Consider the following 20,453-nt stretch of genomic DNA (forward strand, 5'->3'; position numbering starts at 1 on the left):
CAGCCCCGCGCCCCCAAGGGGGCGCTTCAGCTAGCCCTTGCTGACCGCCGTCAGGATCTCCGGCAGGCTCGCCGCCGTGCGCGGTGCGGCCAGGCGCAGGCCCGCCCAGGTGATCGCCGCCCCGTAGGTCGCGCCCACCGGCAGCAGCACCCAGGTCCACTCCCCGCCCCCCGCGCGCACGTTCAGCGCGATCGTCAGGGCGATGACGGGGGCGCACAGGAGCGCCGCCGAGACCATGCCGCCGAAGATCGCGATCCAGGCCAGGCCGGCCTGGCCGGCGGCGACGTTCTTGTGGCCCTCCTGGGGGATGGAGTACGGGAAGCGGGCCGAGGTCCAGGCGCCGGTCGCCAGCATCGCGCCGAGCAGGGCGAAGGACAGGCCGAGCACCTCGGGCAGCCGGGGCCAGTCGCCCAGCATGGCCGTGGTCAGGACGGTCACCAGCGCGGCGTACGGCAGGGTGATCACCAGCAGGGCCAGCGCGCGCCCGCGCACTTCGACATAGGCGTCCCGCGGGGACGAGATGGTCATCGCGACCATCCAGAAGGCGGAGGTGTCCTGCCCGAACTGGTTGTACATCTGGATGCCGAGCATCCCGGCGGCGAAGCACGCGAAGTAGACCGAGCCGGTGCCCTGGAGGGCGTTGAAGACGGGCACGATCAGGCCGATGGCCAGCGAGGTCACCCAGGCGGCCTTGGTCTTGGGGTCGCGCCAGACGTAGCGCAGGCTGCGCGCCATGACCGTTCCGGTACGGCCGGCGGGAAGCAGGCGTCCCAGGCCCGCGCCGTCGGAGGAACGGCTCCGGACGGCCGACTCGGGCGCCTGGAGCGTCGAGCCGTCCGGTGCGGTCATCAGCCGGGTCAGGGTCCGTGCCCAGGCGCCGACGAGCAACGCCAGGGCGGCCACGGACAGGCCCAGTTGTGCGGCGGCCGTGCCGTACGCCCCGTCGCTCGCCGAGTGCACCGCGCCGATCGCCGAGGCCGGCGGCAGCCAGCGCACCACGTCGGCCACCGGCGCGAGCTCCCCGAGCCCGGCCGAACCCAGGCTCCGGGCAGCGAAGTTGACCAACTGCGCCCCGATCGCGATGACCAGGCCGCTCAGTACGGCCAGGTCACGGCCCTTGCGGCTGCTGAGCAGCCGTACGTTCGCGGCGGCCACGGCCCGTGCGAGGGCCACGCAGACCAGCAGTGCGAGGGCCACGGCGACGACCGCGACGCCGTACCCGGCAGCCCCGTGCGCCACGGACACCGCGCAGCCCACCAGCAGCATGAGCGAGAACAGCGGGCCGATGCCGACCAGGGAGGCGGCCAGCAGGGCCCGTACCAGCGGCCCTGGCCGCAGCGGGAGCATCACCAGGCGGGTCGGGTCCAGGGTCTCGTCGCCGCTCGGGAAGAACAGCGGCATCACCGCCCACCCGAGCGCCAGCACCGCGGTCCCCGGCACGGCCACGGCATCCGCGTGCGCATGGCCGCGCAGCATGATCAGGCCCAGCAGCTGCACCGCCCCGAACAGCAGCGCGAGCACGGCCGACACGACGAACGCGGCCCGGCGGCCACCGGACTGCCGCAGTCCGTTGCGCAACAGCGACAGCTTCAGCCGTACGACGGTGGCGGTCACGTCCGTCATCGGGCCGCCCCGCCGCCCAGCCAGTCCAGGTCCGACCCGGCGTCCCGCCCGCTCGCCCCGACCAGTTCCAGGAAGGCGGCCTGGAGGGTGCCGTGCGCCCCGCGCACGTCCGCCAGGGTGCCCGTCGCACGGATCCGCCCGGCCGCCATCACCGCCACCCAGTCGCACAGCGACTCGACGAGTTCCATGACGTGGGAGGAGAAGACGACGGTCGCGCCGGAGGCCGTGTAGCGCTCCAGGACACCGCGGATGGTCTGCGCGGACACCGGGTCGACGCCCTCGAACGGCTCGTCCAGGAAGAGGACTTCGGGGTTGTGGAGGAGAGCCGCCGCGAGCCCGATCTTCTTGCGCATGCCGGTCGAGTAGTCGACGACGAGCTTGTGCTGGGAGCCGGCGAGATCGAGCACGTCCAGCAGCTGGGTGGCCCGCTTGTCGACCTCGGCGCCGGGCAGTCCGCGCAGCCGGCCGCTGTAGCCGAGCAGTTCGCGTCCGGAGAGCCGCTCGAAGAGCCGCAGCCCTTCGGGCAGTACGCCGATACGGGCCTTCACCGCCACCGGGTCCTGCCACACGTCGTGCCCGACCACCTCGACACTTCCCTGGTCCGGCCGGAGCAGCCCGGTCACCATGGAGAGGGTGGTGGTCTTCCCGGCCCCGTTCGGCCCGACCAGCCCGACGAACTTCCCGGCGGGCAGCGACAGATCGATCCCGCCGACGGCCACCTGCTGCCCAAACCGCTTCCAGAGCCCACGAACACGCACGGCATCGGTCATGGGTGAACCCTAAGGGGTTGGGCAGCGCCTTCAGGGGCGCGGGGAACTGCGCGATCAGCCACCGCGACCCGCAGCCGCCACGACCACGGCACCCGGCAGCCCCGTGGGCGCTACCGGTCCCGCCCGCACGCATAGGCCAGCGCCGAGATCAACTCCTCCGCGTCCGGCAGCCACCGGTTCGCCGGCGTCGGCCGGCAGGCCCACTGCACCGCACCCCGGGAGCCCAGCCGCGTCGGCGGCGCCGGCACGTACGCGCCCTCACCCAGCGCCGCGAGGTCCAGCGACGCCGGCGCCCAGCCCAGCTTCCGTACCAGCTCCGGCACCTTCACCGAGCCGCCCGGCAGCACGAAGAACTGCATCCGGCGGTCGGGCGTGAGCGTCACAGGACCGAGCGTCAGCTCCATCCGCTCCATCCGCGCCAGCGCCAGGAACCCGGCCGTCTCCGGGACGGACAACGCGTCGAAGGTCCGTCCCGTCGGCAGCAGGATCGAGGCCGTCGGCTGCTTCTGCCACATCCGGCGCGCCACCGTCGCACTACCGGTCGCCTGCGCCGCCCAGTCCGGGCGCGCCGCGTGCGCGCCGGGCGCCGCGCACGCGACCTCCCCGCAGGAACAGCACTGCACCCCCTCGACCGCTTCCAGCCAGGTGCCGGGGAAGACGTCCCAGTGGCGCTCCTCGGCGTAGCGTACGGCGGTCTCCAGCAGCGATTCCCCGCGCTGCTTCGGAATCTGAGCGGCTTCGGTGCCGACGATCGTCTCTTCCACGTTCATCACAACTCCCGCACTCACCTGGAGTTACGGGCGTAGCGCGCGCGGGGGAGGAGCATCTCTTCCGCAACTGGGGCGCATGGATGCACGTGTGGGGGCGCGCAGGAGGAACCGGGGCGTGAGCGGGTAGTCACCTGTGGGGGGTTGGCGGCGGTCCTACCCGCAATTCCGCTGCTTTTACCCGGCAATCCTCGCATGTCCCGCATTTTCGGTATGTCCGCTGGGCAGTGATCGTCAAGGCCGGATCTTTTCCCTACAGGGAGTTCGCAGGGGGTACGCCATGGCCGCAAGGCCGCTTGTCGCGCGGCAGCCGAACGAACGGTTGCAGGCGCTCATCCAGGAGGCGGGGTGCTCGAACGCCGGGCTCGCCCGCCGGGTCAACATGTGCGGCGCGGAGCACGGTCTCGACCTCCGGTACGACAAGACGTCCGTGGCCCGCTGGCTGCGCGGACAGCAGCCGCGGGGCCGCGCGCCCGCGATCATCGCCGAGGCGCTGGGGCGCAAGCTGGGCCGTACGGTCACGATCGACGAGATCGGCATGGCCAACGGCAAGAACCTCGCGTCGGGCGTCGGCCTCCAGTTCTCGCCGACGGTCCTGGGGGCCATCGAGCAGGTCTGCGAGCTGTGGCGCAGTGACGTGGGCCGCCGGGACTTCCTCTCCGGTTCCTCGGTCGCCGCGTCCGCGCTGGTCGAGCCCAGCCGGGACTGGCTGATCTCGGCGCCGGACGCGCAGGTGGCGCGGCAGGCCGGGCCGCGGGTCGGGCCGTCGGACGTCGCGGCCGTGAAGGCCATGACACAGGCGCTCACCGACCTGGACCACCAGTACGGCAGCGGGCATGTACGCCCGGTTGTCGTGCACTACCTCAACAGCGTGGTCTCCGGACTGCTCGCCGGGTCCTACCGGGAGTCCGTGGGGCGGGAGTTGTTCGCGGCCGTCGCCCGGCTCACCGAGCTCGCCGGCTACATGGCCGTCGACACCGGGCAACCCGGACTCGCCCAGCGGTACTACATCCAGTCGCTGCGCCTGGCACAGGCCGCCGGTGACCGCGGGTACGGCGGCTATGTGCTCGCCGCCTCCATGAGCCACCTCGCGGCGCAGCTCGGGAACCCGCGGGAGATCGCCCAGTTGGCGCGGGCGGCGCAGGAGGGGGCGCGCGGGCGCGTGACTCCGCGCGCGGAGGCCATGTTCTACGCGGCCGAGGCCCGCGGGCACGCGCTGCTGGGCGACGCGCGGTCGGCCCAGCTGGCGTCCGGGCGTGCGGTGTCGGCGATGGAGGCCGCCGATCCGTCCTCCGGGGACGACCCGGCGTGGATCGCCCACTTCGACGAGGCCTACCTCGCCGACGAGTTGGCGCACTGCCACCGTGACCTGGGCCAGGCCGAGGCGGCCGCGAGGAGCGCGGAGCAGTCGCTGGCCGGGCACCCGCCGACACGGGCGCGGCGCCGCGCGATCGGCTATGTGCTCCTCGCCACGGCGCAGGTGCAGCAGCGCGAGATCGAGCAGGCCTGTGCCACCGGGCTGAAGGCGGTGGAACTCCTTGAGACGGTCCGCTCCAACCGGGGCGCCGAGTACCTGGAGGACTTCCAGCAGCGCCTGGAGCCGTTCCGGGACGAACCGGTCGTCAGGGAGTTCGGCGCCCGGCTGGATCTGCAGGCGGCCGCATGAATTCATGCCCCGCGGATGCGTGAACGTGTGGGAAACCACACCTTGCCGAGCGAGAGGCGGCATATACAGCGCACCGCGGGGCGGTTTTGTTACTGCTGCCACGGGGAAGAAGATCGCGCCCTTGGCTGCGTGGCACCTTGCTGAGGGGACCCGGTAGCGTGAGTCGACGATTCACAAGGTCCCCCATTAGTAGGAGTCCCGGTGACGCAGAGTGGACAGGGCGAGCCCGCGCGCGAAGGCATCGTGCTGCCCTCCGACGGTGGCGAGCCGCTGCTGCCGGGCATGACGGGCGTTCCCGCCCCCGTATCACAGCCGCCCGCCCCCGCCCCGGCGCCGACCACCGCGCCCTCCGAGGGCCAGGCCTGGGGACAGCCGTGGGGGCCCGGTCACCAGCAGGGCGCGCCGCAGCCCGAGCAGGGCTGGCCGCAGGCGGCCGGCCAGGAGTGGAACACCCAGGAGCCGGCGCCCGAGCTGCCGCCCGCCTGGAACGCCCAGTCGCACGCTGCTCAGTCCCAGGCCGCCCAGTCCCAGGCCGCGCAGTCCCAGGCCGACCAGTACCGGTCCCCCGGCTCCGGCGCCGGCCCGCTCCCGCCGGAGGGGGCGCCCGCCCCGTCGTACGGCGGCGGCTACGAGCAGTCGTACGGCTACGGCGCACAGCCCCAGCAGTCGTACGGCGCCCCGCAGACCGGCGGCCAGGACCCCTACGGCGCCCCGGGTGCCGCGCTGCCGCCCGCCGTCCCGCACGGAGGCCACGGCGGATACCCCGGTGTCCTGCCGTCCGCCGACGAGGGCGCGACCCAGTTCATCCCGCCGGTGCCCGCCGCGCCGGTGGACGAGGGGGCCACGCAGTACATACCGCCCGTGGCGGCGGCCCCCGAGGGGGCCACCCAGCTGATACCGCCGATCGGCCCGGGTGCGCTGCCGCCGGAGATGTCCCACGAGCAGACCACCTTCCTGGGCCGGCAGTCCGCGCCCGCCGCGCACTCCGACGCCGAGGCCACGCAGTACATCCCGCCGTACCAGGCCGGTGCCGAGCAGGGCGGCGACCGGCAGCCGCCCGCCGAGTTCGACAACCTCTTCCGCAGCGGGCCGGGCGGCGAGCCCCCGGCCGCGTCCACGGCCCACCTGCCGCGCTTCCAGCAGCCGCCGCCGAGCTTCCAGCAGCAGCCGGCGTACACCCCGCCCCCGTCGTCGTACGACCACGGTCATGACGGTGACGGCGGTGGCCGGGGCGGTCGTGGCCGGTCGAAGGTGCCGGTGATCGCGGCCGTCGGGATCGGGATCGCCGTCCTCGGGATCGGGGCCGGTGCCCTGTTCAGCGGGGGCGGCGGCGGGGGCTCGGGCGACGACAGCAAGACGGTCGCCGCGTCCGCGCCCGCCGGCGACGCCTCCTCGTCGGCCGGGGCCGACGAGGGGAAGGCGCAGGCCGCCGCCCTGGACAAGCTGCTCGCCGACAGCGGCAGCAGCCGGGCCACGGTGATCGGTGCCGTGGCCAATGTGAAGCAGTGCAAGAACCTGGACGGCTCCGCCTCCGACCTGCGCAATGCCGCCACGCAGCGGGCCGCGCTGGTCACCCGGCTGTCGAAGCTGTCCGTCGACAAGCTGCCGGCCAACGCCGAGCTGACCACCGCCCTCACCAAGGCCTGGCAGGCCTCCGCGAACGCCGACAACCACTACGCGGCCTGGGCCGACCAGACCAAGGGCAAACACGGCTGCCACAAGGGCCAGGCCCGCGCCACCGGCCAGACCGCGGCCGGCAACCAGGAGAGCGGCACCGCCAGCTCCCAGAAGGTGAAGGCGGCCGCGCTGTGGAACACGATCGCGAGCAAGTACGGGCTGACCCAGCGGCAGCCGACCCAGCTGTGAGAGCGGGCCGGCGGTAGGAGCCGGTCAGCGGGCCGGCCGGGTCAGCCGGCCGGCCCGGCCGGTCAGGTGAGGTTCGCGTTCTCCAGGATCTTGGTCATGTCCAGCGCGTTCTTGTTCGCCGACTGGAGCAGGCCGCCCTTGACCGTCTGGACGTTCACGTCGGTGTTGACCAGCCGGGAGAAGCCGGCCGCGGACAGCTTGCCCTGGTAGGGCCAGGACAGCGCCGGGGTGAGGCCGCCGGTGGAGACCTTCAGGCCGTCGTTGAGGGTGCGGCGCACACTGTCGGCGCTGACGTCGCCGGTGCCGATCTTCTTCAGGGCGGCGATCAGGACCTGGTAGGCGATCCAGGTCGTCTGCACCCCGGCGTCGGCCGGGTCGATCCGGTTGTCGCCGAAGGCCTCCTTGCTGATGACCTTCTTCATCTGGTTCCAGCGCGCGTCCGAGGCCACCGGGTACCAGCCGGTGATGTACGACCCCTCGTACGGGCCGGACGCACCGCCGGTGGAGTTGATCACCGTCTGGTCGACGCTGCCGACCTCGGCGGCCGTCTTCACCTTCGGGTAGTCCTGGCGGGCCCGCTGGAAGTTGTCCATGAAGGTGGCCGTGCGGTCACCGAGCTCGGGCACCACACAGCCCGTCTTCAGCGAGTCCGAGCTGGCGCTCTCCAGCGCCTTCTGCGACTGCTTGTCGTACTCGGTGAGGTCCTCGGCCGCCAGCTGGTCGTTCGACTTGGCGTGGTCGCCGGCCTGCAGGCCCGAGTCGAGCAGCTGGGGCAGCTGGTCGCCGGCGATGGTGTCCGGGCGGACCAGGGTGACCGGGCCGCAGGTGTCGGCCAGTGCCTCCCCGAGTCCGGACAGCAGGGTGAGCTGGCCGCCGTTGACCGGGTAGGAGACGGGGCTGGTGAACTCCTCGTTCGACGCCCCGTAGCCGCCTATGTAGGGGATGGCGGCGCCTTCCAGCGCGGCGAAGTAGGAGTCGCCGAACTGGCTGTAGGAGCCGACGACGGCGACGACGTTCTCGTCGGCCGCCTTCTGGGCGCAGTTCGCGGCGCCCACGCTGGAGTTGTGGTCGTTGCAGGTGACCAGCTTGAGCTTGTGGCCGTCGACGCCGCCCTGCGAGTTGACCCAGCGGACGATGGCCGATGCCATGGCGGGCATACCGGGCTTGTTGGTGGCGCCGGTCTTCTGCGGCGCCCAGGTCATCACCTTGATCTCGTCGTCCCCCGAGCCCGACAGCCCCGGGACGGCCCCGCAGCCGGCGGCGAGGGACGCACAGGCCGTCATGGCGACCGCGGACAGCACGGTGGCTCTGACGCGCCGGTGGGTCGTGGGGAGGACGGTGCTGAGGGTGAGGCGCCTGCCGGTCATGGACACGCACGATTCCGTCACATCACTAACCTCCGAGTGACCCATGGTCAATGAGAGGTGACGCGCAGGTGAATTACGGGGGCCTGTGACGGGCGTGTGACGAGGAACGTACGATCGATGACCGTGCAAGGTTCGGAGAACTCTTCCCGTCGCGGCCGTCGCTCCTCCACCATGGGCGGCATGCCACTCAATGACATGCCGTGGTGGCGCTGGCGCAGCAATGTGCGCTCCGCGCTGCACATGCTCTCCGACCCGGAGTTCCAGCGGAACGTCTGGCTGGCCGGTCAGGAGGGGTACGGCGACGTGACCGACGCGGTCTACCGGCTGGTCGAGGACACCTGGCTGGACAACTGGTCCGCGGAGAAATACGTCGGGACGATATTCCGCGACTCGCAGGAGGCGGCGCTCGTCGACACCGCCGTCCTGCGGGTGCTGCGGATCATGCACCAGGTCGGGCCGGACGCGCCGGTCTCCGCGTACCTCGACCACCAGGCGTGGCCGGACGCGGTCCGGGCGGCCCGGGACGCGCACACGCGCCTGGCGGCGAGCGACGACGACGATCCGGACATCCCGCCGCGCAGCCTCGAGGTGCTGCGGATCATGACGCGGGCGGCGTGAGTCCGCGAAGCGGACGCTGACCGCCCGGGGCGGCCGGGCATGAGATTCTGTGGTGCATGACCGATCAGTCCACCCGAGCCCAGGCCGCCCTGGCCGACCAGTACGTCCTCACCCTCTCCTGCCCGGACAAGCAGGGCATCGTGCACGCCGTGTCGAGCTACCTGTTCATGACCGGCTGCAACATCGAGGACAGCCAGCAGTTCGGGGACCACGACACGGGTCTGTTCTTCATGCGCGTGCACTTCTCGGCCGAGGCGCCGGTGACGGTCGACAAGCTGCGGGCCAGTTTCGCGGCGGTCGGTGACTCCTTCCACATGGACTGGCAGATCAACCGGGCCGACGAGCGGATGCGCGTCGTCCTCATGGTCAGCAAGTTCGGGCACTGCCTGAACGACCTGCTCTTCCGGGCGCGGATCGGCGCGCTGCCGGTGGAGATCGCCGCGGTGGTCTCCAACCACACCGAATTCGCGGAACTGGTGGAGTCGTACCACGTCCCCTTCCGCCACATCCCGGTGACGAAGGAGACCAAGGCCGACGCGGAGGCCCAGCTCCTGGAGCTGGTCCGCGAGGAGAACGTCGAACTGGTGGTCCTGGCCCGGTACATGCAGGTCCTCTCGGACGAGCTGTGCAAGCAGCTCAGCGGCCGGATCATCAACATCCACCACTCGTTCCTGCCGAGCTTCAAGGGCGCGAAGCCCTACCACCAGGCGCATGCGCGGGGCGTCAAGCTGATCGGGGCGACGGCGCACTACGTCACGGCGGACCTCGACGAGGGGCCGATCATCGAGCAGGAGGTCGAGCGGGTGGGCCACGGCGTCACCCCGGACCAGCTGGTCGCGATCGGGCGGGACGTGGAGTGCCAGGCGCTGGCGCGGGCGGTGAAGTGGCACGCGGAGCGACGCATCCTGCTCAACGGCCGGCGAACGGTCGTCTTCGCCTGACCGTTCCGTTCGCCCGAGGAGCGGGGTGGTGCGGTCGTACGGCGGCCGCGGCCGCGTGGGGGTCCGTTCGCGCAGTTCCCCGCGCCCCTGGAAAAGACGGGGCTGCGCGCCGCTTTCGGCTTTCAGGGGCGCGGGGAACTGCGCGATCAGCCACGAACCACCCGCGGCCGCCGCACGACCGCGGCACCCCCTACATCCGGCTCAGGCTCGCCGCCGCGAACAGGACATCCCTGATCGCCGCCCGGTCTCCCAACTGCCCTGCCGCCGCATCCTCCGGAGGAACGTGGCCCGCGGCCAGCCGGCAGAACTCCACGTCGTCCAGCGCCACGTGCGCCACCTCGAACTCCTCCGAGCCCACCGCCCCCGGCGAGTCCAGCGGGATCAGCCACTCGCCGCCCCCGTTGCCCTCGATCTCCAGCCGCAGGCTGCGGCCGGGCTGTCCCGCAGGGACCAGGTGCGGGGTCGGCCCGGGCGCCGCCAGCCCCGCCTGCCGGCGCGCCGCCAGCGCAGCGGGCAGCATCCGCGCCGCGAGGTCGATCATCCGGTGCAGGTACCTCGGGGCCAGCGGCCCGTAGGGGTAGTCCACGGCCACCGCGATGTCCTCCGCGTGCACCCAGCACTCGAAGGCACGGTCCAGCATCGCGTCGTGCAACGGCAGCGCGAAGTCGCCGTACGACACCCCGAGGCGCCCGGCGCCGCTGCCGGTGAAGGAGACGGTCTGCACGAGCCGGTGGCTCTGCTCCCGCCAGGGAACCCGCACCGCACGGGTCGGCGGGAAGTACGAGGCCTGCCAGAAGGCCTCGGTGCGGGCCGAGGGGCTCTGCGCGGGCGCGTCGCCCAGCGGGTCGTCCAGGCCGAGTGCGGCCGCCACCAGGCCGTCGACGGACAGCAGGTGCGCGATGACCCCGGCGACCGTCGTACGGCGGCTCGTCGGCGCCGCGCCGTCGAACCAGCGCAGCCGTACCGGCGCGTGCCACTCCGCGTCGCCGATGTCCTGGAGCAGGGCGTCCAGGCGGGCGGTCTCGGCGTCGTAGGGCGCCGCCCACTCGGGGATCGGAATGCGCGGCGGCCGGCGGTCCAGGCAGGCCTCCAGGACGCGGGTGCGCAGACCGGGGTCGAGGTCGAGGCTCTCCGGCTGGTGCAGCAGGCCGACCGCCTCGCGCAGCCGCCGTGCCTCGTCCGCGCAGGCCCCGCAGTCGCCGAGGTGGATCTCGACGGAGAGGGCCTCCGCCGGCGAGCAGGCGGCCAGCGCCCAGGCACCCAGCAGCGCCTTCAGGACGTCGTGCGGCAACTCCAGCGGTACCGGCGGCAGGTCGTCGAGTTCGGGCAGCGGACGCCCGCCGTCCTCGACGGAGTCCCGGGGCAGCGGGATGCGCGGCGGCCCGCCCGGCTCGCCGCCGCCGTCCCGCGGCACGTCACCGGCCCCGCCGCCGGACCCCGTGCCGTCGTGCGCGTCGAAGGGATCGGCGCCGGTCACTCCGCACCTCCGTACCCGGGCGGTCTCCCGGCGTCATGTGCGGTGGAGAGCAGCAACAGCCCGAGGCGCAGCCGACGGCGGGCCTCGTCCTCGGTGACGTCGAGGTCCACCGCGGTCTGGCGGTAGTCACGTCGCTGGAAGTAGGCGAGGTCCAGGGCGGCGCGCAGCGGGGTCGGCATGGAGTGCACGATGTAGTCGGCGCGGGCGGCGACGGAGGCGCGCCGCACCTTGCGCTCCAGCTCCTCCGTGGCCTCCGCACCGGTGTCGCCCGGGGTGAGCGCGGCGGTCTCGGTGGCCCTGAGGCGCTGCACGGCGAGCCGGTGGGTCAGGGCGGCGACCCAGGAGCGCAGCGGGCCCTGCCTGGGGTCGTAGGCGTCCGGATGCTCCCAGACATGGGCGAAGACCTCGCGGGTTATGGAGTCGGCGGCCCGCTCGTCGCCGAGGACGCGGTGGGCCAGGCCGTGCACGAGCGAGGCGAAGCGGTCGTAGAACTCGCCGAGGGCGGCGGCCTCGCCGCGCGCGAGCCGCTGCTGCATCTTGCGGTCCCAGCGGGGCGGTGCGTCCTTCTTCGCCATGCGGCCCCCTCCCCGTGCCTGCGTCCAGCGTGTCTCCACCGTCTCCTCGAATGTAGTCGGCACGTCGGACAACGCACGCCCCTTTGTGACAATGCGCGCCCCCCGACGGCCCGCGAGTGGTAGGGCCCCTTCGGTGTTCCTCCGTGCGCTTCTCCGTGCGCTGGCCAGTGCGCCCCTCCGGGCGCTTGTGCGGTGTCACAGTCAGATCCGGGCGAACCCACTGCTTCTGATCGAACAGGATCGACAGTGACCGAAACAAGACCCTTGCTGATCGTCGCTCGTTTGTCATCCAGGGTTTCGGGGAACGGCCGCTGGGCAGCCGCGCGAAAAGAAGCGAAGGAACTGGCTCCGTTTCCGGGCGGTTCCGGAGATCCGGCGAGCGAAGGGCTGAGCCGTGGCTTTCAAGGTGACCGACGTCGAACAGGGTGACTGGGCCGTGCTCGGGGTGTCGGGCGAACTGGACCTGGTGACCTCGCCGGTGCTGCGCCAGCGGGTGCACGACGCGGTGGCCGACGGCCATCACAGCCTGGTCCTCGACCTCTCCGGCGTCTTCTTCTGCGACTCCAGCGGGGTCGGCGTCCTCATCGCCGCCCGTCGCCTGATCCGCTCCTGCCGGGGGCAGCTGCGGCTGATACTGCCCGCCCAGGGCGCGAGTGACGGTTCTCACGTCAACCGGGTCCTCGGGGCCCTCGGCGTACGACGGTTGTTCGACGTGTACCCGGACATGGACAGCGCGGTCAGCGACGAGGAGGGCCCGCTCTCGGCATAGCGGGCCGCGCCCTCCGGAGCCGGTGGACCGGCGGGCGCGACGCGCCCTCCATAGCCGACGATCACGGCACTGCCACGTTGTTGTCGCAGAATTCCCCCGGTCTTGGCACAAGGGTCGTTTTCCCGCTGCCGGGCCGCCGCCCGCGTCGTACGCTCCCTGCGAGAGGAACCCCCCACGTCACGTAAGGCGGCCCGAACACACATGGTCAGCACCGAGTACGAGCGACGGATCGCCGCCCGGTTCGCAACCTTCGACCAGGACGGCAACGGCTGGATCGACCGCGAGGACTTCAACTCGGCGGCCAAGGCGCTGCTCGCCGAGTTCGGCGTCCCCGCCCGCTCCGACAAGGGCCAGGCCCTGTACGCCGGCGCGGAGGGCTTCTGGCAGGGCATGGCCGGCATGGCGGACCGGGACGGCGACCAGCGCATCACCCGCGAGGAGTTCGTGAGCGGCGCGGTCAAGCGGCTGCACGACAACCCCGACCGGTTCGGCGAGATCGCCCGGCCCTTCCTGCACGCGGCCCTCGCCCTCGCGGACACCGCGAACGACGGCACGGCGACCGTCGCCGACACCGTGCGCGTGCTCCGCGTCCTCGGGGTTCCCCCGGAGGTCGCCCGTGCGGTGGCGTCCGGCCTCGACATCGACGGCGACGGGAAGGTCGCGGAGACGGAGATCGTCCCCGCGTTCGCCCGCTACTTCACGATCCCTGAGTAGCTCTCCCCGGTGCGGAGGACCCCGGCTTCCGTGGTGCGGGAGTCTCCCCGCTTCCCGGCGCGGGAGCCTTCGCGCTCCCGGGCGCGGCGGCCCCGGCGTTCGGGGCGGGCGCCGAGAAGCGCTCGCGCAGCTTGTACTTGAGCACCTTGCGCAGGGTCTCGTTGCGCGGAAGGGCGTCCACCACCTCCAGTCGCTCCGGCAGCTTGTGCACCGACAGCCCTTCCGCGCGCAGATGGGCCACCACCTCCGGGAGCGTCAACGCGGCGCTCCCCGGCGGTTGTTCGACCACCGCGCACACCAGCTCCCCGCGCTCCGCGTCCGGCAGCCCCACCACCGCCGCGTCGCCCACCGCCGGATGCGCGGCGAGCAGGTCCTCGATCTCCTTCGCCGAGATGTTCTCGCCCTTGCGGATGATCACGTCCTTGAGGCGCCCGGTGAGGACGAGATGACCGCTTTCGGTCAACTGTCCGAGGTCGCCGGTCCGCAGGAACCCGTCCCCGTCGAAGGCCTCGGCGGTCTGCGCCGGATCCAGGTACCCCTGGCACACCGCCTCCCCGCGCAGCCGCACCTCACCCCCCTCGGCGACCCGTATCTCCATCCCCTCCGGGGGCCTGCCCTCGGTCGTCGCCAGGTTCTCCGCCGTGTCGTCCGGCGCCCCCATCGTGATCATCGGCACCTCGGTCATGCCGTACCCGTGCGTCAGCTGCACCCCCATCTCGCGCACCACCGCGTGGTAGACCTCCGGGGGCTTGGGCGCCCCCCCGCCGGCCAGCAGCCGCAGCGAGGGGATCACCGGGACCCCCGGCTGCCTGCGCTGCTCCGCCAGGAACATCGAGTAGAACGCCGTCGAGCCGCCCGCCACCGTCACCCCGTGCCTGCGGTACTCCGGGAGGGCGTCCGGCAGCGCGAACTGCTCGAACATGACCGCCGGGAAGCCGTACAGCAGCAGCATCACCGTGTAGTCGGGGCCCGCGATGTGCGCGTACGGGAAGGCCATCGAGCCCACGTCGGCCGCCGTGAGCCGCAATGCGTGTGCCAGGCAGGAACCGCCCGCGATCAGTGAACGGTCCGTGTGGAGAACGCCCTTGGGGTCCGAGGTGGTTCCCGAGGTCCAGTAGATCCACCGGACGGAGGTGCCCTCGGCGGGCGGGGCGGGCAGCACGGACGGATCGCCGGCGGGCAGCTCGTCGTACGCCTCGAAGATCCCCTTCGCGCCCAGCCGCCGGGCCATCTCCGTGTGGTCGAAGCCGCGCCACACGCCCGGTACGGCGAAGAACTCGGCCCGGGACTCGCGCAGTGCGAAGCCGACCTCGCGGTCCCGGTAGAAGGGGATGACGGGGCTCTGTACGGCGCCCAGGCGGGCCAGCGCGAAGGACAGGATCGCCGTCTCGATGCGGGTGGGCAGCTGCCAGGCGACGACCGTGCCGGGGCGCACACCCATGGCGTACAGTCCGGCCGCCGTGCGTTCGGCACGCGCGCGCAGGTCACCGAAGGACAGGGTGCGGTCGCCCTGGAGGAACACCGGCCGGCCGGGGGTGAGTTCGGCGCGGCGGGCGACCAGGTCCCAGAGCGTGCGGGCGGCGCCCAGCTCGCGCGCGACGGCGTTCGCTTCGTTCGCGAGGGCCTTCGCTGCGTGCGGGGCGGCGTTCGCCTCGTGTGCGGTGGCGTTCGTTTCGTCCATGGCCGAGCCCCCTGCCGCCGTAACTGACGAGTCGTCAGATCGTAGGTCCTGGCACCTTGCCGGTCCAGGGGTGCGGGGCTAGCCTGCGAGATCTGACGAGCCATCAGCTCCGTGGGGGTGTCCGCCGGTGGATCTGTCCTGCACACCCGAGGAGGAGGACTTCCGGGCGCGGCTGCGGGAGTGGCTCGCCAAGGTGCTCCCCGGCCTGCCGCCGAAGCCGCGGCCCGAGGACTGGCCGGGCCGCCGCGCCTGGGACCTCGGCTGGCAGCGGATGCTGTACGACGCCGGGTACGCCGACGTCCACTGGGGCGCGTCGCCCACCGTGCGGCTGATCTTCCTGGAGGAGACCGAGAGGGCCGGCGCGCCCTATGTGGGCGCCAACTTCGTGGGCCTGCTGCACGCGGGCCCCACCATCGCCGCCGAGGGCAACGGGGAGCAGCGGGCGCGCTGGCTGGCGCCGATCCTGCGCGGGGACGAGGTGTGGTGCCAGGGCTTCAGCGAACCGGGCGCCGGCTCCGACCTGGCGGCGCTGCGCACGCGCGCGTGGCGGGACGGGGACGACTACGTGGTGAGCGGCTCCAAGATCTGGACCTCGCACGCGGAGGTCGCCGACTGGTGCGAGCTGCTGGTGCGCACGGACCCGCAGGCACCCCGGCACAAGGGCATCAGCTGGCTGGCCATGCCCATGACCGCGCCGGGCATCACCGTACGGCCGCTGCGCACGCTCGCCGGGTCCGCCGAGTTCGCCGAGGTGTTCCTCGACGAGGTGCGGGTGCCCGTGGCCAACCGGGTGGGCGCCGAGAACGACGGCTGGCGCGTCACCATGGTGACCCTCTCCTTCGAGCGCGGCACCGCCTTCGTCGGCGAGGTCGTCGCCTGCCGCCGGGTGCTCGGCGACCTCGCGCGCGTGGCACGTGCGAACGGCACCTGGGACGACCCGGAGCTGCGCCGCCGCCTCGGCCGGCTGAACGCCGAGTTCCGGGCGCTGTGGCGGCTGACCCAGTGGAACGTCAGCGAGGCGGAGGGCAGCGGCGTACCCGGCGTCGGCGGCTCGGTCTTCAAACTGCGCTACTCGCACGCCCGGCAGGAGCTGTACGACGCGGCCGCCGCCGTGCTCGGCCCGGACGCCCTCGACCTGGACCGGCCGTGGGTCCTCGACCGGCTCTCCTCGCTCTCGTACACCATCGCGGCCGGGACCTCGCAGATCCAGCGGAACATCGTGGCCGAGCGGATCCTCGGGCTGCCGAAGGGGCGGTGAACGGGCGTGCGCTTCCAACTGAGCGACGACCAGCGGGCGTTGCGGGACGGGATGCGGGAGCTGCTCGCACGCCGGTTCGACGGCGGAGCGCTGCGGGCGGCGGTCGGCGCGCCCGCCCTGGACCGGGGGCTGTGGCGGGAGCTGGGGGCGGCCGGGTTCTTCGCGCTGCGGCTGCCGGAGGCGGACGGCGGGGTCGGACTCGGGCTGCCCGAGGCGGTGTTGGTCTTCGAGGAGGCGGGCCGGGCCCTGCTGACCGGCCCGCTGGTGGCCACCCACCTCGCGGCGGCCGACGTGCCGGGCGCGGCCACCGGGGAGGCCGTGGTGGCCCGCGTGGACGGCGGCCTGGTGGAGTGGCTTGCCGAGGCCGACGCCGTACGAGGGGACGCGTCCGGGGCCGTGGCACTGCGTTCCGTGGACCCGTTGACACCCCTGCACCGGGTGCCGGGGACGGCGGCCGCGGCACCCGACCCGGTCGCCGTGCTCCTCACCGCCGCCGAGCAGCTCGGCACCGCCACGCGCGCGTGCGAGCTCGCCGTGCAACACGCCCGGACCCGCGAACAGTTCGGGCGGCCGATCGGGGCCTTCCAGGCGGTCAAGCATCTGTGCGCCGAGATGCTGGTGCGCGCCGAGACCGCGCGTGCGGCCGTCTACGCGGCCGCCGTGACCGCCGACCCGGTGGACATCGCGGCGGCCCGGCTGCTCGCCGACGAGGCCGCCGTACGTGGCGCCCGGGACTGTCTCCAGGTGCACGGCGGGATGGGCTTCACCTGGGAGGCGGAGGTGCATCTGCACGTGAAGCGCGCGTGGGTTCGGGCGCAGCGTCGCGGAGGCGACACGGAGAGTGAGGAGATGCTCGCCGCCGACCTGCTCGGGTGAGCGTTCGAAACGGCTCTGGGCTGCGGAATCAGGGGTCCGGACGGTGGAGTGTCGCGGATCGTGGCATTTCGGTGTCACGGAGCGTCGATATCGGGTTGTGTCCAACGCGTGACTCGTCACGGCCTGGAGTCGGGTCTCCCCTCGGGTACCTTCTGTGGGATGCGAGTGGTTCCGAGGACGAGCCATGCCGGCGGTGCCGTCGAAGCGGCCCCGCGGCTCATGGTGCGTACCGCCGCTCGCAGGGCGGTAAGGGCTTGCGCCCCCGCCTGTTCGACTCCCCGCAGCGAGCGTCGCACAGTATGCCGTACGCGTACTCCTTCGCGTTGGAATATGCCCGAAGCGCTTGTTGGGGTGACTGTACGTCAACCATGCTGTCTCGTAAGGGAATCACGTTCCGTGACCCTTGCTCTGGCCGTTGTTCTGGCCATGCAGAAAATGGCTACGATCGTGGCCCTCGTCGTCCTTGTCGTCGCGGTCCTTGTCGCGGCGCTCGCTCGGCGCGGGTTCATGTGTCCGCCGGTTCGGATGGTGTGAGCGGTGCAGGTGCTTCAAGTGCAGCTGGAGATCCGGCCCGACCCCGCGGAGGTGGGACGGGCCAGGAGGTGGGCGCGCTCGCGCCTCGCCGGGTCCGGTATAGCGGCGGACGAGCCGCTGGCCGAGACGCTGATCCTGCTCGTCTCCGAGCTGGTCACCAATGCCGTGGTGCACACGGGCTGTCCGGCCGTGCTGCGGCTCTCGCTGCCGGGGGTGGACCGCGGGGGCGCCGAGGAGTCGGTCACCGTGCGGCTGGAGGTCGCCGACACCAGCGACCGCGCGCCCGTACCGCGGTGCGTCGACAGTGACGCGACCGGCGGCCGGGGACTTGCCCTCGTCGACGGCCTGGCCGACCGTTGGGGCTGGAGCCCCGAAGGCGGCGGCAAGCGCATCTGGTGCGAACTCGACCGGTGTTCGGAGCCCGGTCGGGGCGCGGCGGTGGCGTACGGAGGCGGGCTGGCCTCGTTCGAGGGGCTGGCGTTCGAGGCGGTGTGATCCCGCCGTGCGGTGATGCGCCGGGGAATGCATCCGTGCGCGCCCGTGATGAACCGGGGCATAACTCCTAAAACCTCGAACGGGTGTTGACGCCTTGTGATCGCATGCTCACGCTTGAGGTCTGCGATTCGCCGCGAGGGGACGGCGAGGGGCCTGTTGGCGGACGCCCTCGTCGAGCGTGGGTCGAGTCGGACGGCGGCGTGCGGGACCGGGCTCGGGGCGGGCCGGTGCGCGCAGCCGTCCGGGTTCCAGGGGGAATGGGGGAGGGGCGGTGTCACGCCGGTCTCGGCGTGACACCGGCCTCGGGCGGCGACGCGTGCGGACCTTCAGAACACGGCCACCGGGGCGACCGGCGTGCCCGTCGCCCCGACGAACGGCTCCGGCATCGCGGACAGCAGGAACGCGTACCGTCCGGTTTCTCCACAGGCTGTGGACAACTTTTCGAGATTCCAGTTCTGGCCCTGCAGCATCCCCATCTCCACCAGGTCCAGGGCGTGCACGGGCAGCCACAGGTCCTCGATCTCGGGCGGGAAGATCTCGAACGTCAGGGTGTCGTTGGCGACGGCGGCCACATCGCGCGCGTGGAACCACTCCGGGGTACGCACCGACAGCCCCGGCGACGGATAGCCGTACCCGTGCTTGTCCCCGGCGAGGTACACCTGCACCTGCCCGGTCCGCACCAGCACGATGTCGCCGGCGCGGACCGTGGTCCCGGCCAGTTCCTCGGCCGCTTCGAGATCCTCGGGCGTGACCGCGTGGCCGCCCGCCAGCCGGTCCACGCCACGCGCGCGTGCCACGTCCAGCAGCACCCCGCGCGAGACGATGTACGGCGCCTTGTCGATGCCGCCGAACTCGGCACCGCCGTGCGCGGTCACGGACTGCGCCGGGCGGCCGTTGTACACCTTCCCCGAGTGCGAGACATGGGTGAGCGCGTCCCAGTGGGTGCCCGCCTGCAGGCCCATGGTCACCGCGTCGTCGCTGCAGGCGACCGTTCCCGGGCCGAAGAGCTCCTGGTTGATCTGCACCATGACGTGCAGGGGGTTGACCCGCCCCGGGATCATGCCGGTCTGTACGCCGTCCTGCCGGAGCGGGAGGGCGAGCGGGACGCGGCGGCCGGTCCGGACGGTCGCCGCCGCCTCCCGCACCACCTCGTCGGTGATCAGGTTCAGCGTGCCGATCTCGTCGTCGGCACCCCAGCGGCCCCAGTTGTTGACGCGCTTGGCGATGTCGTGAAACGCCGAATGGGCTGCAGGCAGTGACATCTGGGTCCTCCCCGGGGCTTGTGTCCGCGCATCCGTCGCGCCATAAAATCTAACGGTCCGTCAGAAACCGCGGGAAGGGGCCGGGCGTGGGGAACTTCTTGGCAGGCAAGGTCGTCGCCGTGACGGGTGCGGGGCGCGGGATCGGACGGGCGGTCGGGCTGGCGGCCGCGGCCCAGGGGGCGAAGGTCGTCGTCAACGACTACGGCGTCTCGGTCGACGGCGGATCTCCCACCAGCGAGATCGCCGAGGCCGTCGTCAAGGAGATCGAGGCGGCCGGCGGGGACGCGGTCGCGGTCGCCGACGACATCTCCACGATGGCGGGCGGCCGGCGGGTCGTGGACACGGCGCTGTCGTCGTACGGCCGCCTCGACGGGGTCGTGTGCGTGGCCGGGATCCTGCGCGAGCGGATGCTGTTCAACATGGCCGAGGAGGAGTGGGACCCGGTGGTCGCCACCCACCTCAAGGGCACGTTCACGGTGTTCCGGGCGGCCTCGGCGGTGATGCGCGCCCAGCGCGCCGGCACCCTGATCGGCTTCACCAGCGGCAACCACCAGGGCTCGGTCTCGCAGGCCAACTACAGCGCGGCCAAGGGCGGGATCATCTCGCTGGTGCGCAGCGCCGCGCTGGGCCTGCACAAGTACGGGGTGACCGCGAACGCGGTGGCGCCGGTGGCCCGGACCCGGATGTCGGCGGGGGTCCCGACGGAACTGACCGAGATCGGTGAACCGGAGGACGTCGCGGCGTTCGTGGTCTACCTGCTGTCGGACGCGGCACGGGACGCGGGCATCACCGGGCAGGTGTACACGGTGGCCGGGCCGAAGATCGCGGTCTGGGCCCAGCCGAGGGAGTTACGCGCCGCGTACGCCTCGGAAGGGTCCTGGACGCCGGAGCGGATCGCCGAGTTCCTGCCGGGGAGCGTGGGGGTGGACCCGATGCCGATGCTGGCACGTCTGACGGCGATGGAGTCCGCCGCGCGGGCCGGGGAGCGGCCGAACGCCTGAAGGGGGTGGGATGCGGTGCGTTGTGCGAGTGCGGCGCCGTCGTGGTTGCTCGCGCGGTTCCTCCCCCAGCCTTCGGCCGGGGGTACCCCAGCGCCCCTGGGCCGGCTGTCCACACCGGCGTTCACGGTACCCGCCTGCCGGGTTGCCGATCAGCTCACCCGTTTCCGCGGTCCATGCATCCTGTCGGCCCCCG

At 72.5% G+C, this 20,453-nt stretch carries 18 protein-coding genes; 10 read left to right on the top strand and 8 right to left on the bottom strand.

The annotated features are described in order from the left end of the window. Positions 1 to 30: 30 nt before the first annotated feature. The 3 genes from ACZ4N4_RS34685 to ACZ4N4_RS34695 form a co-directional block, all read right to left on the bottom strand. Positions 31 to 1,623, bottom strand: a complete 1,593-nt coding sequence (locus tag ACZ4N4_RS34685) for a transporter (RefSeq protein WP_467596279.1) — start codon at positions 1,621 to 1,623, stop codon at positions 31 to 33. Next, on the bottom strand, positions 1,620 to 2,393 hold the full coding sequence (locus ACZ4N4_RS34690; protein ID WP_453565471.1) for an ABC transporter ATP-binding protein: 774 nt from the start codon (positions 2,391 to 2,393) through the stop codon (positions 1,620 to 1,622). Before ACZ4N4_RS34690 ends, ACZ4N4_RS34685 begins: the two co-directional genes overlap by 4 nt. A gap of 110 nt (positions 2,394 to 2,503) precedes the next feature. Further along, positions 2,504 to 3,166, bottom strand: coding sequence for a bifunctional DNA primase/polymerase (locus ACZ4N4_RS34695; protein WP_467596282.1), 663 nt, complete (start codon positions 3,164 to 3,166; stop codon positions 2,504 to 2,506). Between the two features lie 274 nt (positions 3,167 to 3,440). Between ACZ4N4_RS34695 and ACZ4N4_RS34700 the strand changes: the two genes are divergently transcribed. After that, entirely contained in the window at positions 3,441 to 4,826 is a 1,386-nt protein-coding gene (locus ACZ4N4_RS34700) for a transcriptional regulator (RefSeq protein ID WP_450762419.1), read from the top strand. Positions 4,827 to 5,027: 201 nt separating this feature from the next. Continuing rightward, positions 5,028 to 6,692, top strand: coding sequence for a hypothetical protein (locus ACZ4N4_RS34705; protein ID WP_467596285.1), 1,665 nt, complete (start codon positions 5,028 to 5,030; stop codon positions 6,690 to 6,692). 62 nt (positions 6,693 to 6,754) lie between these two features. Here the strand turns inward: ACZ4N4_RS34705 and ACZ4N4_RS34710 are convergent, their stop codons facing one another. Further along, complete coding sequence (locus tag ACZ4N4_RS34710; RefSeq protein ID WP_467596288.1) at positions 6,755 to 8,059, bottom strand: ABC transporter substrate-binding protein; 1,305 nt, start codon at positions 8,057 to 8,059, stop codon at positions 6,755 to 6,757. A 117-nt stretch (positions 8,060 to 8,176) separates the two neighbouring features. Here ACZ4N4_RS34710 and ACZ4N4_RS34715 point away from each other — a divergent pair, with 117 nt between their 5' ends. Next, positions 8,177 to 8,677 carry an SCO4402 family protein gene (locus ACZ4N4_RS34715; RefSeq protein WP_467596291.1) on the top strand — a complete coding sequence of 167 codons (501 nt, stop codon included), beginning with the start codon at positions 8,177 to 8,179 and terminating at the stop codon, positions 8,675 to 8,677. Between the two features lie 56 nt (positions 8,678 to 8,733). Continuing rightward, complete coding sequence (gene purU, locus ACZ4N4_RS34720) at positions 8,734 to 9,618, top strand: formyltetrahydrofolate deformylase (RefSeq protein WP_453565459.1); 885 nt, start codon at positions 8,734 to 8,736, stop codon at positions 9,616 to 9,618. Positions 9,619 to 9,808: 190 nt separating this feature from the next. Here purU and ACZ4N4_RS34725 read toward each other — a convergent pair whose 3' ends face one another. Beyond that, positions 9,809 to 11,095, bottom strand: a complete 1,287-nt coding sequence (locus ACZ4N4_RS34725; protein WP_467596294.1) for a maleylpyruvate isomerase N-terminal domain-containing protein — start codon at positions 11,093 to 11,095, stop codon at positions 9,809 to 9,811. Then, a complete protein-coding gene (locus ACZ4N4_RS34730; RefSeq protein WP_467596297.1) occupies positions 11,092 to 11,670 on the bottom strand; it encodes a sigma-70 family RNA polymerase sigma factor in 579 nt (192 codons plus the stop codon). The genes ACZ4N4_RS34725 and ACZ4N4_RS34730 overlap by 4 nt, the downstream gene beginning before the upstream one ends. 394 nt (positions 11,671 to 12,064) lie before the next feature. Here ACZ4N4_RS34730 and ACZ4N4_RS34735 point away from each other — a divergent pair, with 394 nt between their 5' ends. Together ACZ4N4_RS34735 and ACZ4N4_RS34740 are read left to right on the top strand one after the other, a co-directional pair. Next, positions 12,065 to 12,439 (top strand): STAS domain-containing protein, encoded by a 375-nt coding sequence (locus tag ACZ4N4_RS34735; protein ID WP_453565455.1) that lies wholly within the window; start codon positions 12,065 to 12,067, stop codon positions 12,437 to 12,439. A gap of 201 nt (positions 12,440 to 12,640) precedes the next feature. Next, positions 12,641 to 13,153 carry an EF-hand domain-containing protein gene (locus tag ACZ4N4_RS34740; RefSeq protein WP_467596300.1) on the top strand — a complete coding sequence of 171 codons (513 nt, stop codon included), beginning with the start codon at positions 12,641 to 12,643 and terminating at the stop codon, positions 13,151 to 13,153. On the opposite strand, the gene ACZ4N4_RS34745 is transcribed toward ACZ4N4_RS34740, so the two are convergent. After that, positions 13,137 to 14,834 (bottom strand): class I adenylate-forming enzyme family protein, encoded by a 1,698-nt coding sequence (locus ACZ4N4_RS34745; protein ID WP_467596302.1) that lies wholly within the window; start codon positions 14,832 to 14,834, stop codon positions 13,137 to 13,139. The genes ACZ4N4_RS34740 and ACZ4N4_RS34745 overlap by 17 nt on opposite strands. Before the next feature lie 127 nt (positions 14,835 to 14,961). Here ACZ4N4_RS34745 and ACZ4N4_RS34750 point away from each other — a divergent pair, with 127 nt between their 5' ends. From ACZ4N4_RS34750 to ACZ4N4_RS34760, 3 genes are all read left to right on the top strand, one after another. Next, positions 14,962 to 16,092, top strand: a complete 1,131-nt coding sequence (locus tag ACZ4N4_RS34750; protein ID WP_467596305.1) for an acyl-CoA dehydrogenase family protein — start codon at positions 14,962 to 14,964, stop codon at positions 16,090 to 16,092. A 6-nt stretch (positions 16,093 to 16,098) separates the two neighbouring features. Then, on the top strand, positions 16,099 to 16,968 hold the full coding sequence (locus tag ACZ4N4_RS34755; protein ID WP_453565446.1) for an acyl-CoA dehydrogenase family protein: 870 nt from the start codon (positions 16,099 to 16,101) through the stop codon (positions 16,966 to 16,968). Positions 16,969 to 17,520: 552 nt separating this feature from the next. Beyond that, complete coding sequence (locus tag ACZ4N4_RS34760) at positions 17,521 to 17,997, top strand: ATP-binding protein (protein ID WP_467596493.1); 477 nt, start codon at positions 17,521 to 17,523, stop codon at positions 17,995 to 17,997. A gap of 326 nt (positions 17,998 to 18,323) precedes the next feature. Here the strand turns inward: ACZ4N4_RS34760 and ACZ4N4_RS34765 are convergent, their stop codons facing one another. Beyond that, the gene (locus tag ACZ4N4_RS34765) at positions 18,324 to 19,259 is read right to left on the bottom strand and encodes a cyclase family protein (RefSeq protein WP_453565443.1); all 936 of its coding nucleotides are present in this window, start codon (positions 19,257 to 19,259) and stop codon (positions 18,324 to 18,326) included. An 86-nt stretch (positions 19,260 to 19,345) separates the two neighbouring features. Between ACZ4N4_RS34765 and ACZ4N4_RS34770 the strand changes: the two genes are divergently transcribed. Further along, positions 19,346 to 20,260, top strand: coding sequence for an SDR family NAD(P)-dependent oxidoreductase (locus ACZ4N4_RS34770; RefSeq protein WP_467596309.1), 915 nt, complete (start codon positions 19,346 to 19,348; stop codon positions 20,258 to 20,260). The last annotated feature ends 193 nt before the right edge of the window (positions 20,261 to 20,453 follow it).

Source organism: Streptomyces sp. NPDC026538 (assembly GCF_055567535.1).